The organism is Acidovorax sp. PRC11 (assembly GCF_031844105.1).
Taxonomy (GTDB): Bacteria; Pseudomonadota; Gammaproteobacteria; order Burkholderiales; family Burkholderiaceae_C; genus Paracidovorax.
This window is the reverse complement of sequence record NZ_JAUZUQ010000003.1, coordinates 165,670-179,111: the sequence shown is the minus strand read 5'-3', so window position 1 is coordinate 179,111 and position 13,442 is coordinate 165,670. Positions and strand designations below refer to the sequence as shown.

At 72.9% G+C, this 13,442-nt stretch carries 6 protein-coding genes; 4 read left to right on the top strand and 2 right to left on the bottom strand.

Features of this window, described 5'->3' with window-relative positions; genetic code table 11:
* Positions 1 to 98 precede the first annotated feature (98 nt).
* Both sbcD and Q9R47_RS04755 read left to right on the top strand, forming a co-directional pair.
* Positions 99 to 1,319, top strand: coding sequence for an exonuclease subunit SbcD (sbcD, locus tag Q9R47_RS04760; protein WP_311232058.1), 1,221 nt, complete (start codon positions 99 to 101; stop codon positions 1,317 to 1,319).
* Positions 1,316 to 4,819 carry an AAA family ATPase gene (locus tag Q9R47_RS04755; protein WP_311232057.1) on the top strand — a complete coding sequence of 1,168 codons (3,504 nt, stop codon included), beginning with the start codon at positions 1,316 to 1,318 and terminating at the stop codon, positions 4,817 to 4,819. The genes sbcD and Q9R47_RS04755 overlap by 4 nt, the downstream gene beginning before the upstream one ends.
* Before the next feature lie 89 nt (positions 4,820 to 4,908).
* Here Q9R47_RS04755 and rho read toward each other — a convergent pair whose 3' ends face one another.
* Complete coding sequence (gene rho / locus Q9R47_RS04750; RefSeq protein ID WP_208911228.1) at positions 4,909 to 6,171, bottom strand: transcription termination factor Rho; 1,263 nt, start codon at positions 6,169 to 6,171, stop codon at positions 4,909 to 4,911.
* Between the two features lie 321 nt (positions 6,172 to 6,492).
* On the bottom strand, positions 6,493 to 6,825 hold the full coding sequence (gene trxA / locus Q9R47_RS04745) for a thioredoxin TrxA (protein WP_311232056.1): 333 nt from the start codon (positions 6,823 to 6,825) through the stop codon (positions 6,493 to 6,495).
* 117 nt (positions 6,826 to 6,942) lie between these two features.
* Between trxA and Q9R47_RS04740 the strand changes: the two genes are divergently transcribed.
* Together Q9R47_RS04740 and Q9R47_RS04735 are read left to right on the top strand one after the other, a co-directional pair.
* Positions 6,943 to 9,639, top strand: a complete 2,697-nt coding sequence (locus Q9R47_RS04740) for a PD-(D/E)XK nuclease family protein (RefSeq protein WP_311232055.1) — start codon at positions 6,943 to 6,945, stop codon at positions 9,637 to 9,639.
* Between the two features lie 162 nt (positions 9,640 to 9,801).
* Complete coding sequence (locus Q9R47_RS04735; protein ID WP_311232054.1) at positions 9,802 to 13,434, top strand: UvrD-helicase domain-containing protein; 3,633 nt, start codon at positions 9,802 to 9,804, stop codon at positions 13,432 to 13,434.
* Positions 13,435 to 13,442: the final 8 nt, after the last annotated feature.

Here is a 13,442-nt window from a genome sequence, read left to right as displayed (position 1 = left end):
GCGACGCACTTTCCGCTTCGAAAAAGCCTACCATTATCGCATACCCGCACCCGAGGGCGCCAGCCGCCCGGATGCACCTTTCTGGAAAGCCCTCCATTTTGCGTCTGCTGCACACTTCCGACTGGCACCTGGGCCAGCATTTCATGGGCAAGAGCCGGCAGGCCGAGCACCGTGCGTTCATCGACTGGCTGGCCGCGCAGGCGGCTGCCTGCCAGGCCGATGCCGTGCTGCTGGCCGGCGACGTGTTCGACACCTCGGCCCCGCCCAGCCATGCGCGCGAGCTTTATCACCACGCCGTGCTGTCGCTGCGCGATGCGGGGGCCGCATTGGTGGTGCTGGGCGGCAACCACGATTCTGCCGCGGTGCTCGGCGAGAGCCGCGCGCTGCTGGCCGAACTGGGGGCGCGCGTGGTGCCCTGCGCGGCTGCCACGCCCGAGGAACAGGTGCTGGTGCTGCAGCGGCGCAGCGGCGGGCCGGGCGCCGTGCTGTGCGCGGTGCCGTATCTGCGCGCACGGGAGCTGCTGCTCAGCCTGCCCGGCGAGAGCGCGGCCGACAAGCGGGTGGCCCTGCAGCAGGCGATCCGCGCGCACTACGGAGCGCTGTTCGAGATCGCGCGCGAGCGCAGCGCATCGCTGGGCGGCCTGCCGATCGTCGCCACCGGCCACCTCGCCACCGTCGGCGCCACGGGCGGCGATGCCGTGCGGGACATCTACGTCGGCACGCTGGAGGCCTTCCCGACCGATGCGTTCCCGGCCGCCGACTACATCGCCCTCGGGCACATCCACCAGCCGATGCGGGTGGGCGGGCACGAGCACATCCGCTATTGCGGATCGCCGATTCCGCTGGGATTCGACGAGGCCGCGCAGCACAAGGAGGTGCTGCAGGTGGATTTCGACCTCGCGGGCCTGCAGTCGGTCACGCCGCTGCCGGTGCCGTGTTTCCAGCCGATGGCGTCCCTGCGCGGCAGCCTCGCGGCCCTGCCTGCGGAGCTGGCCGCCGCGGCGCGGGCCGGCACGCCGCAGACGCCCGCCTGGCTCGACGTGGAGGTGGCTGGCGACGACTACCTGCCCGATCTGCAGGCGCGGGTGGCGGCGATGGCCGACGGCCTGCCGGTGGAGGTGCTGCGGGTGCGCCGCGCGCGCGGCGGAGCCGCGCCGGCCCTCGTGCCCATCGCCCGTGAAACGCTCGACGAACTGGCACCCGGCGATGTGTTCGAGCGGCGCCTGCGGGAAGAGACGCTGGACGAGGCGCTGCGGGAGCGGCTCGCGGCCCTGCACCGGGTCGTGCTGTCCGACCTGCGGGAAGAGGGGGTCGCATGAGGATCCTGTCGCTGCGGCTGAAGAACCTCAATTCCCTGAAGGGCGAGTGGCGCATCGACTTCACCCAGGCGCCGTTCTCGGACGGCGGGCTGTTCGCGATCACCGGCCCCACGGGGGCGGGCAAGACCACGCTGCTCGACGCGATCTGCCTGGCGCTCTACCACCAGACACCGCGCATCGGCGGCGTCTCGCAGGGGGGCAACGAACTGATGACGCGGCACACCGCCGAATGCCTCGCCGAGGTGGAATTCGCCGTGCCGGGCGGTCGTTACCGGGCCTTCTGGAGCCAGCGGCGCGCGCGCGACCGGTCCGACGGCGCGCTGCAGCCCGCCCAGGTGGAGCTGGCGGAGATCCTCACAGACGATGGCGCGGCCCGCCCGGTCACGCGCAAGGTGCAGGAAAAGCTGCAGCATGTGGAAACGCTGACGGGGCTGGATTTCGGGCGCTTCACCAAGTCGATGCTGCTCGCCCAGGGGGGCTTCGCGGCGTTCCTGGAGGCGCCCGCCGGCAAGCGCGCGGAACTGCTCGAGGAGTTGACGGGCACGGACATCTACGGACGCATCTCGCAGCGCGTGCACGAGCGCGCGCGCGGCGCGAGGGGCGCGCTGGAGGCCGCGCGTGCCCGGGCCGGAGGCGTCGAGCTGCTGGACGCGCCGGCCCGCGACACGCTGGAGCAGGAGGCGGTGGGCCTGGAGGCGCAGTTGCGTGCCCTGCGGGCGCGGCGCACCGGGGCCGAGAACGAGCGCGACTGGTTCGCCGCGGTGGACCGGGCGCGGCAGCGCAGCACGCTCGCGCAGGCGGATGCCGTCGCGGCGGAGGGGGCCTGGGCCGCGCGGGACGCCGACGTGCAGCGCCTGCGGCGCGCCGAGCCGGCCATGCGCCTGGCACCCGTGCATGCGGCGTGGCAAGCCGCGCAGCAGGCCGAGGCCACCTGCGCATTGCGGCTGCAGCAGAGCATCGGCCGGATGGAGGCAACTGCCGCGGCGCATGCGCTGGCGCTGGCCCGTGCGGCCGGCGCGGGCCGGCATCTCGCGGCGCTGCGGTTCGGCGAATGGCAGGCGGGCCGGGAAGCGCTGGCAACGCTTGCGGCCGGCGGTATCGACGATCCGCGCCACGCGGCGCTCGCCGAACGGCTGGGCGACTGGCGCAGCCGCTTCAAGGCGCGGGCCCTGTTGCAGGAAGAGATCGGCCGCACACGGACGCAGCGGCAGGAGGCGGCAGATCGGTGCGCCGAGCACGAAAGGCTGCTGCAGGCCGCGGGCGAGGCTGCGCGATTTGCCGATGCGCTGCAGGCCGACGCGCAGGTGGGCGTGGAGCAGGCCCGTGGCGCGTACCTGGAGCGGCTGGCGGGCCGGGACGAGGCCTACTGGCGCGAAGAGCCGATGCGGCTCGCTCGTCAGGGACACCTCTGGGTGCAGGCGCTCGAATGCCGGGAGCGCATGGACGCGCTGCGTGCGGAACAGGCGCGGCGATCGGCGGAGGAGTCGGAGCGGCAAGGGCGAGCGGACGCATTGGAGGCATCGCTGCAGCAGCTCGCCGCACGGCATGCCGACGGCCAGCAGCGCGTGCGCGACCAGGAGCGCCTGCTCGCGCAGGAGCGGCGCATCCAGTCGCTCGAAACCCACCGCCAGCACCTGCGGCCCGGTGAATCCTGCCCGCTCTGCGGCGCCACCGAGCACCCGGCGCTGGATGCCTACGACGCGCTGGACGTTTCCGCCACCGAGGCGGCGCTGGAGAGCGCCAGGCGCGCGCTGGACGCCATCGCCGACGAGCGGCGCCGCTCCGAAGCCGAGTGGGCCACGCTGCGCACGCAGCAGGTCCGCTCCCGGGAGGATGCAGCCGCCGGAGATCGCACCGCAGCGGAGCTGCAGGACCGATGGCGGGCGCTGTGCGAGGCCCTGAACTGGCCCACCGATCGCACCGACAGCGTGTCGCTGGAGGACGCACGACGGCGGCATGCCGAGACCGTGGCGGACGTGCAGGCGCGCGGAGCCGAACTGGCGCGGGCGCGCGAGCGCGTCGACACCGCGCAGCGCGCGCTGCAACAGGCCGAACGCGAGGCCGGCGCCGCGCGGCAGGCACGGGCACTGGCGGAGCGGGACCTGCAGGCCCAGCGGCAGCAATTGCAATCTCTGGCGGAAACGCTCGACCGGCTGGCGGCGGAGCTGGAGAACACCGAGAACGCCCTGGCGCGGGAACTCGCGGACCAGGGGTACGACATGCCCGCGCAGCCGGGGCGCTGGCTGCAGCAGCGGACGCACGCACTGGAGGCATGGCAGGCCGACTGCGCCCGCCGGCAGGGCCTGCTGGCGCAACTGCCGCTGCAGCAGCAGCGGGCGAAGGACGCAGAGGCCGTGGCGCAGGAATGGGCGCAGCGCCGGGATGCGTCGTTGCGTGCGTCCGGGGGCATTGCCTTGCCCGATGCAGATTCCGCGGGCGTGGACGGCGAAGCGTGGGCGCCCGACCGGCTGGAAGATCTGCTGCAGCAGGCGGCGCAGGATGTGCAGACCCATGCAGCAGCCCTGGCCACGCTGGCGGGCACGCGTGACGCGCAGCGGCAGGCCCATGCCCTCGCGGCCGAAGAGCGGGTACGCAGCGCGGCCGCCTGGGAATCCACCCTCGCGGAAAGCCCCTTCGCGGATGCCGAAGACTTCCTCGCCGCCCGTCTGGAGCCCGCCGAACGGCAGGCCCTGGAAGACGGCGTGGAGCGCGCCCGGCAGGCGCTCACCGCCGCGCAGGCGCTGCACCGCGAGGCCGCACAGGCGCTGGAGACGCTGCTGTCAGCGCCGCGTTCCGTCCGCGCGCTGCCCGAGGTGGAGGCCGAGCTGGCCGAACTGGAGGCGCAGAGCACGCAGGCCGCACAGCGCCAGGGCGAGATCGCCGGCCGGCTGCGGGAGGACGCGCGCCGGCGCGAGAGCCTGCAGGCGCTGCTTGCGGAAATCGCGGCGCTGGAGGCCGATGCCGACGCATGGCAGCACCTGAACGGCCTGATCGGGTCGGCCGACGGCGCCAAGTACCGCAAGTTCGCCCAGGGACTCACGCTGGACCACTTGGTGCACCTGGCCAATCTGCGGCTGCAGCGGCTGCATGGCCGCTACCAGCTCGCTCGCCGCGCCGGGGGCGACCTCGAAATGGAGGTGATCGACACCTGGCAGGCAGACGTGGCGCGCGACACGCGCACGCTGTCGGGGGGTGAAAGCTTCCTCGTGAGCCTGGCGCTGGCCCTGGCGCTCTCCGACCTCGTGAGCCACAAGACCCGCATCGACTCGCTGTTCCTCGACGAAGGCTTCGGCACGCTCGACCCGGACACGCTGGAGATCGCGCTCGACGCGCTCGACAGCCTGCAATCCGGCGGCAAGGCGATCGGCATCATCAGCCACGTGGAGGCGGTGAAAGACCGCATTCCCGTGCAGATCCGCGTGCGCAAGGGCGTGGGCCTGGGCTACAGCGCGCTGGAGCGCCGCTTCGCCGTGACCGCCGGCGGTGGCGGCGGCGGCTGACCCCGCGCGGCGGGCCGGCATGCGAAAAGGCCCCGCCGCGTCGCCGTGGCGGGGCCCCTGGGCCCTTCGCAGGGAATGCGTCGCGCGGATCAGCCGCCGCGGCGCATCATGTCGAAGAAGTCGACGTTCGTCTTGGTGGCCTTCATGTTCTTGATCATCAGCTCCATGCTTTCGATCTCGTCCATGTTGTAGAGGAACTGCCGCAGGATGCGGGTCTTCTGCAGGATTTCCGGGGGCAGCAGCAGTTCTTCGCGGCGCGTGCCGCTCTTGTTGAGCTCGATCGCCGGGAACACGCGCTTCTCGTAGAGGCGGCGGTTCAGGTGGATTTCACTGTTGCCGGTGCCCTTGAACTCTTCGAAGATCACTTCGTCCATGCGGCTGCCGGTATCGACCAGGGCCGTGGCGATGATCGTGAGCGAGCCGCCTTCTTCCACCTTGCGCGCGGCGCCGAAGAAGCGCTTGGGACGCTGCAGCGCAGCGGCGTCCACGCCGCCCGAGAGCACCTTGCCGGAGGAGGGCACGACGTTGTTGTAGGCACGGGCCAGGCGGGTGATGGAATCCAGCAGGATCACCACGTCCTTCTTCAGCTCCACGAGGCGCTTGGCGCGCTCGATCACCATCTCGGCCACGTGCACGTGGCGGGCGGCGGGCTCGTCGAAGGTGGAGGCGATGATCTCGCCCTTGACCGTGCGCTGCATCTCGGTCACTTCCTCGGGGCGCTCGTCCACCAGCAGCACCATCAGGTGCACGTCGGGGTTGTTGGCCGTGATGGCGTGGGCGATGTGCTGCATCATCATCGTCTTGCCGCTCTTGGGCGGCGCCACGATCAGCGCGCGCTGGCCGCGGCCGATGGGGGCGATGATGTCGATGATGCGGCCCGTGATGTTCTCTTCGCCCTTCATGTCGCGCTCGAGCTTCATCTGCTCCTTGGGGAACAGCGGGGTCAGGTTCTCGAACATGACCTTGTGCTTGTTCTGCTCGGGCGGGCCGCCGTTCACGGCGTCGAGCTTGGTCAGCGCGAAGTAGCGCTCGCCGTCCTTGGGCGTGCGGACCTCCCCCTCGATCATGTCGCCCGTGTGCAGGTTGAAGCGGCGCACCTGGCTGGGGGAGATGTAGATGTCGTCCGTGCTCGCGGTGTAGCTCGTGTCCGGGCTGCGCAGGAAGCCGAAGCCGTCGGGAAGGATCTCCAGCACGCCGTCCGCGAAGACCTGCTCGCCGGCCTTCGCCCGCTTCTTGATGATCGCGAACATCAGTTCCTGCTTGCGCATGCGACCGGTGTTCTCGATCTCCAGCTCTTCGGCCTGCTTGAGCACTTCGGACACGTGCAGTGCCTTGAGTTCGTTTAGATGCATGGGGGTGACTCCGGAACGGAGTGAATAGGAATCAGAGGGGGAGACCGCATGCCGTGTGGACTGCTCATGGCGTCTCGGCGGGTCTGGGGGATCTGCGACGGGGTGCCTTGGCTGGGCCGACCCGGTGATCTGTGCGGATTATGACAGGAAAAGACGCCTGCTCATCGGGGTCTTCGCGGCAGCCGGCGCGGATGTGCCGATGGCTGCGCCGGTCGGGAAGGGGGATGCGCCGAAGTGCGCGGGGGGAAGGGGGTCGGGATCGCCGGCAGCGGGAGGGCCGAAGGGCCCGTCCCGCGCCGGGCGGGGCGGGGCGGAGCCGGATCAGCCGATCTGCTGGTCGATAAAGGACGTCAGCTGGGCCTTGCTCATGGCGCCGACCTTGGTGGCGGCCAGCTGGCCGTCCTTGAACAGCATCAGCGTGGGAATGCCGCGGATGCCGAACTTGGCGGGCACTTCGCGGTTCTCGTCCACGTTCATCTTGGCCACGGTGAGCTTGCCCTGGTAGGCACCGGCCACCTCGTCGAGGATGGGGGCGATCATCTTGCAGGGGCCGCACCATTCGGCCCAGTAGTCGACCAGCACCGTGGTGCCGGGTTGCAGCACGTCGGCTTCGAAGCTGGCGTCGGAGATGTGTTTGATCAGTTCGCTGGCCATGGCGCTTTCCTCGAGGATGCGAAAGGGATTCGGGTTGTGGGAGGGTGCGGATACAGTGGTGGGATTGTGACAGAAAGACATTCCCCGTTCGATGTGATGGGCGGCGACTCCAACGCTATGACAGTCATAGCGAAAACCGATGCCCGGGACGCTGCCTGGCAGGCCGTGCTCGGCCGGGTGCATGCGCTCATGCGCGGCACGCGCATGCCGGCGGGCGCCGTCGTGGTGCTCGTTCCCTACGCGCAGCTCATGGGCGAGGCCCAGCGGCGCTGGGCGCGCGCCTACCCGGATGGATTCGCCCCGCGGTTCGAGACCACGCGCAACTGGGCCGCGCGCGTCGCGCCCTTCGTGCCCGAGGGCGACGACCTCGCCCGCGATACCGCGCGCGACACGCTCACGGCGCGCTCGCTGCTGGACCGCGCCGGCCTGGCCGAGCACCGCGACGTGCTGGCGGCCCCGCTGCTCGAAGCCGCCTGCCAGCTGGCCCCGGCCGTGGCCGCGGTGCCGCCGGAAGCGCGCGATGCCTGGGCGGCCGAGGCGCGCGCGCTGCTGGCGCCGGCGGGCGAAGGCGCAGCGCTGCGCTACGAAGCGGCCGTGGCGCGCATCGCGCTCGAATGGGCGCTCGCCACGCGGCATGCGACCGATGTGCTGTTCGGGCCGCAGGTGCGCCGCGCGACGCCTGCGCTGGTGGTGCTGGACGGGTTCCAGCCCGACCCGCTGGCGCACGCGCTGTGCAGGCTCTGGGGCGAGGACGGCGCCTGCGCGGTGCCGCTGCCGGCCGCCGGTATCGCCGTCACCGGCGTGGCCGGCCTCGCAGACGATGGCCCATCGTCTGCCGGTAGGGGTGCCGCGGTGACCGGAGACATCGCCTTCCATGCCGCCGCCGATGCGGAGGACGAGGCGCAGCGCGCCGCCGCCTGCGTGCTGCGGCACGTGGCCGAAGGGCGCACGCCCGTGGCGCTGGCGGCGATCGACCGTGCCCTGACGCGCCGCGTCAGCGCGTTGCTCTCCGGTCGTGGCGTGGCCGTGCACGACGAGAACGGCTGGACGCTTTCCACCACCCGTGCCGGAGCCCACGTGATGGCGGCGCTGCGGGCATGCCGTGCGCATGCCTCGGGCGATGCGGTGCTCGACTGGCTCAAGCACGTTCCCGCGGCGGAGGCCGAGGCCCTGCGGCAGGCGGAGCGCTGGCTGCGGCGCAACGGCAGCAGCGAGTGGACGGTCGCGCTGCGCGGTGCCGGGCTCGCGGGCATCGATGCGGCCGGGACGGCGGCGCCGGATGCGGAGGGCGCACCGGCAGCCCCGGACGGCCGCGCGGACTCCGCCGACGGTTGGCGCGTGCTGGTGCGGCAGGCGGAGGCATGGCGCGGCACGCTGCAGTCCCCGCGCGACCTGCCGGCCTGGCTCGCGGCCCTGCGTTCGCTGCTGCAGGCCACCGGCCAGTGGGAGCGCCTGGAAGGCGATGCCGCCGGGCTGCGCGTGCTGGCCGAGCTGCGGCTCGACCTCGCGCAGGAGGGCGAGTGGCGGCGGCTGGATGCGTCCGGCCGTCCGATGACCCTGGCGGAGTTCGCCCATTGGGTGGACGAGGTCCTCGAAGCCGGCCGGTTCCGCCCGGAGTTCGATGGCGACGGCGCACCCGACGCGGTGGTGGTGCCGCTTCCGCAGATGCTGGCGCGGCCGTTCGCCGCGCTGGTGGCCGCCGGTTGCGACGAAAAGCGGCTGCAGGCCGCGCCGGAGCCGCCGGGCGCCTGGACGCAGGCACAGCGGGACGGCCTCGGCCTGCCGACGCGTGCCGTGCTGGAGGCCGCGCAGCGCGCCGCCTGGGACCATGCGCTCACCGTGCCGCACGTGGATGTGCTCTGGCGCGCAGGCGACGAAGGCGGCGAGCCGCTGCTGGCCAGCCCGCTGGTGCTCGCGCTGCAGGCCACGGGCGCCGGCCGCCATGCCGCCGACCCGCGGGAGCCGCGGGAGGTGCCGCTGGCCGCCGTTCCGAGGCCGCTGCCGCGGGGCGATGCGCTGCCGCTCGTGCGGCTGTCGTCCTCCGCCTATTCCGACCTGCGCCACTGCCCCTACCGGTTCTTCGCACTGCGCCTGCTCGGCCTGCAGGAATCCGACGAGTTGGGCGCCGAGGTGGACAAGCGCGATTTCGGCAACTGGCTGCATGCGGTCCTGCAGCGCTTCCACGAGACCCTGCGGGATGCGCCCGTGGAGGACGAGGCCGCGCGCCGGAGCCTGCTGGACGCCGCCGCCGAGGCCACGACGCGCGCGCAGCGCCTGTCGCCCGCGGAGTTCCTGCCGTTTTCCTCCGGCTGGCCCGCCCTGCGCGAAGGCTACCTGCGCTGGCTGGCGGACCACGAGGCGCAGGGCGCGCGGTTCCGCGAGGCCGAGCGCCGCTGCGTGCAGCCGCTGGGAGCGCTGGAGCTGATCGGCACGCTCGACCGGGTGGATGCGGTGCGCAGCCCCGTGCCCGGAGAGCCTGCGTCGGTGATGGTGATCGACTACAAGACCGAGAACGAGTCGGCCACGCGCCGGCGCCTCGCCGCCGGCACGGAGGACACGCAGCTTGCCTTCTATGCGGCCTTGCTGGGTGACGACACCCTGCGCGCGCTCTACGTGAACGTCGGCGAGCGCGGCGAGACCCGCAGTTTCGAGCAGGAGGACGTGGTGGCCCTGCGCGACCAATTGGTCGAAGGCATCCTGCACGATTTCGCGCGCATCGCGGAAGGGGCGCCCATGCCGGCGCTCGGCGAGGGCGCCGTGTGCGACTACTGCGCCGCCCGCGGGCTGTGCCGGAAGGATTTCTGGAGTGAATAAGTCCACCCCCCTGAGTCGCTGCGCGCCTTCCCCCCGCTCTCGCTACGCTGCGCTTCGCGGGCAGGAGGACGACGCCAGCGCGGCGGGGCGGCCCTTGCGCGGCGTCTGCTGGCCGGGGTCGCGCCAGTCTCAGGCACCGCTGGCGTGGGCACCTGCCGCACCATGATGGAGATACGTGTGCAAGCCGCCTATGAACACAACGGCCGGCCCGTGGCGCGCGAGGCCTTCTATGCGGTGGCCTGCGACCCGCAGCGCAGCGTGGCGGTGGAGGCCTGCGCGGGCGCGGGCAAGACCTGGATGCTGGTCTCGCGCATCCTGCGGGCGCTGCTGGACGGCTGCGCGCCGCACGAGATCCTGGCGATCACCTTCACCAAGAAGGCGGCGGGCGAGATGCGCCAGCGACTGCTGGAATGGCTGGAGGATTTCTCCCAGACGCCCGCGCCCGCGCTGCGGCGCGAACTGGAGGCCCGCGGCGTTCCCGCGCACGAGGTGACGGACGATGCCTGCGAGCGCCTGCAGGGCCTGTTCCTGCGCGTGCTGGGTTCCGGCCGGCCGGTGCAGATCCGCACCTTCCACAGCTGGTTCGCCGCGCTGCTCGGCACCGCGCCCCTGGCCGTGCTGCAGTCGCGCGGCCTGCCGATCCATTACGAGCTGCTGGAGGACGACGCCGAGGCGGTCCGCCAGGTCTGGCCGGTCTTCCTGCAGCGCGTGGCGGGCGATGCCGGCCTGGGCGCCGATTTCGCGGAATCGGTGGCGCAGCACGGGCGCTCGCAGACGCGCAAGGCGCTCGAATCGGCCCTGGCCAAGCGGGTGGAGTTCGAACTCGCGGAAGAGGGCGGGGTGGTCGATGCCTCGGTGCCGCCCTTCCACGCGCAGGGGCCGCAATGGGCGGGCCTCGCGCATCCCGCCGAGGCGCTCGCGGCGGAGGACTGCCGCGCGCGCTGGCTCGGCCGGGCCGCGGCGCTGGCGGCCGAATCCATGAAGACGCCGCAGAAGGCCGCGGCCGCCATCGTCGCCGCGTTCTGCGACACCGCCGATCTGCAGGTGCGCATGGAGGCGCTGCGGCGCGCGCTGTTCGTGGCCAAGGAGGACCGCCTCACGCGCCACCTCGAGAAGTTCGCCGCGGCCCAGGAAGCGGAAGATGAGCTGCAGCGGCTCTGCCTCGCCGCGCGCCAGCACGGCGCATGGCAGCACCAGCAGCGCATGGCACGGCTCACGCGCGCGCTCGTGGCGTCCTTCGGCGCCCTCAAGCGCGAGCGCGGCTGGGTGGACATGAACGACGTCGAGCGCACCGCGCTGGTGATGCTCTCCGATCCCGTGCTCAGCGGCTGGGTGCAGGAGCGCCTCGATGCGCGCGTGCGCCATCTGCTGATCGACGAATTCCAGGACACGAACCCGCTGCAGTGGCAGGCGCTGCACGCCTGGCTCGCGGGCTACGTGGGTTCCGGGGGAGGGGCGCGGCCGCCCAGCGTGTTCATCGTGGGCGATCCCAAGCAGAGCATCTACCGCTTCCGCCGCGCCGAGCCGCAGGTGTTCCGGGCGGCGCAGGCCTTCGTGCGGGAGGGCCTGGACGGCGATCTGCTCGCCTGCGACCACACGCGCCGCAACGCGCCCGAGGTGATCGCCGCGGTGAATGCGGTGATGGGGGCGGCCCAGGCGCAGGGCGAATACGCGGGGTTCCGCGACCACACCACCGAATCGAAGGACGCGGGCATCCTGCTGCGGCTGCCGCCCATCGAGGACGCGGCGGAGGATGCCGGGGCGGCGGGGCAGGGCGCCGCGCCCGATCCGATGGCCTGGCGCGACAGCCTGACCCAGCCGAGGCACGAGGCGGAGGAAACCCAGCGCATGCGCGAATGCCGGCAGGCCGCGCAGTGGGTGGCCGAGCGCATCGCGTCCGGCGTGCCCGCGCGGCAGATCATGGTGCTGGCCCGCAAGCGCGACCGCCTGTCGGCACTGCAGGACGCCCTGCGCGACCTGCACCTGCCCTGCGTGCAGCCCGAGAAGGTGGAGCTGTGCGAGGCGCCGGAAGTGCAGGACGTGGTGGCGCTGCTGGACGCGCTGGTGTCGCCCGGCCACGATCTGTCGCTCGCGCGCGCGCTGCGCTCGCCGCTGTTCGGCGTGGGCGACGACCTGCTGGTGCGCGTGGCCGAGGCGCGCCGCGCGGCCGAGCGGGAGCGCGCCGCCGTGCATGCGGCCGATGCCGATGCCGCCGCTGCGGTGCCCGGCTGGCTCGCGCTGCTGTCGGAAGGTGCGTTGCTGGATGCCGAGGTGCCTGGTTTGTCGGCCGATCTGCGGCGCTACCGGCAATGGGTGGAGCAGTGGCCGCCCCACGATGCCCTGCACGCGATCTACCAGCACCGCGACGTGCTCGCGCGCTATGCCGCCACCGCGCCCGCGCCGCTGCGCGCGGGAGTGCTGGCCAATCTGCGCGCGCTGCTGTCGTCCGCGCTGCAGCAGGACGGCGGGCGCTATCTCACCCCGTATGCCTTCGTGCGCGCCCTCAAGCGGCCGGGCCAGCGCGCGCCGGGCCGGGTCGACGCGGAGGCCGTGCGCCTGCTGACCATCCACGGCGCCAAGGGCCTGGAGGCCGACGCCGTGCTGCTGCTGGACACCGACGGCCGCGCGCAGAAGGCCGAGACCATGGGCGTGCTGGTGGACTGGCCCGGCGAACTGCCGGCACCGCGGCGCTTCGTGTTCCTGGCGAGCGAATCCTCGCCGCCGCCGAGCGCCGCCGATGCGCTCGCCGCCGAGCAGGTCGAGCGCCAGCGCGAGGAGATCAACACCCTGTACGTGGCGATGACGCGGGCGCGCCACTGCCTTGCGCTGTCGTGCGTGCGCGCGTCGCAGTCCGCCCCGGGAAGCTGGTGGAACCGCGTGGCTCCCCTGGCGGCAGACATTCCAGCCCCCCCGGAGGCAGCGGCACCGGATGCCGCGGGGGACGGGGCGCAGGCACAGGGCGGCGGTGCCGCGGCCACCGCCTGGCTGCCGGAGCTGCCCGGATGGCGGGTGGCGATGGAGACAGCGGCCCTCGCGCATGCCGATGCCGGCGCGGATGCGGACGCCGGTGCCGCTCCGTCGTCGCTGGACGGCCTGCCGCCTGGCGATGTTTGGACCGCCCGTGCCGCGCCCACGGAGCTTCCCGGGGAACGCCGGGCTCCATCGACGCCGGCCTCGCGCCTGGGCGAGGCGATGCACCAGTTGCTGGAGCAGTCCGGCCTGTCCGGTCATCCGGTGGCCGGAACGCCGGCTGGAGCCGGCCGCTGGCCCCGCGCGCGCCTGCTGCAGCTGGCGCGGGATTTCGAGCTGCCGGCCGCCCTGGCCGAGCGTGCCGCGGAGATGGCGGCCCGCATTCTCGCGGGCGAGGGCGCCTGGGCGTGGGATGCGGGCGCGGTCGATGCGGCCATGGACGAGGCGCCCATCGTCCACCGGGGCCAGACGCTGCGCATCGACCGCCTCGTGCGCCGCGCCGCGGGGCCGGAAAGCGCCGCGCAGTGGTGGGTGCTGGACTACAAGAGCGCCGCCAGCCCCGAGCGCCAGGCGGAACTGGTCGAGCAGATGCGCCGCTACCGGGCCGCCGTGCAGGGGCAATTCCCGGGCGAGACCGTGCGCGCCGCCTTCCTGACCGGCGACGGCCGGATGGTCGAGGTGGATTCTCCCGATGCCGGCAGCGGCCGGCCCGCGCAGCCCTTACCATCGCCCACCCCGGCGCCCCGCAAGGCGCCGGCGCCGGAGGCACCGCCCGCCGCCACGGCCACCGGGCCGCGGCCCGTGCAGGGATCGCTGTTCGATTGAACGGCGCC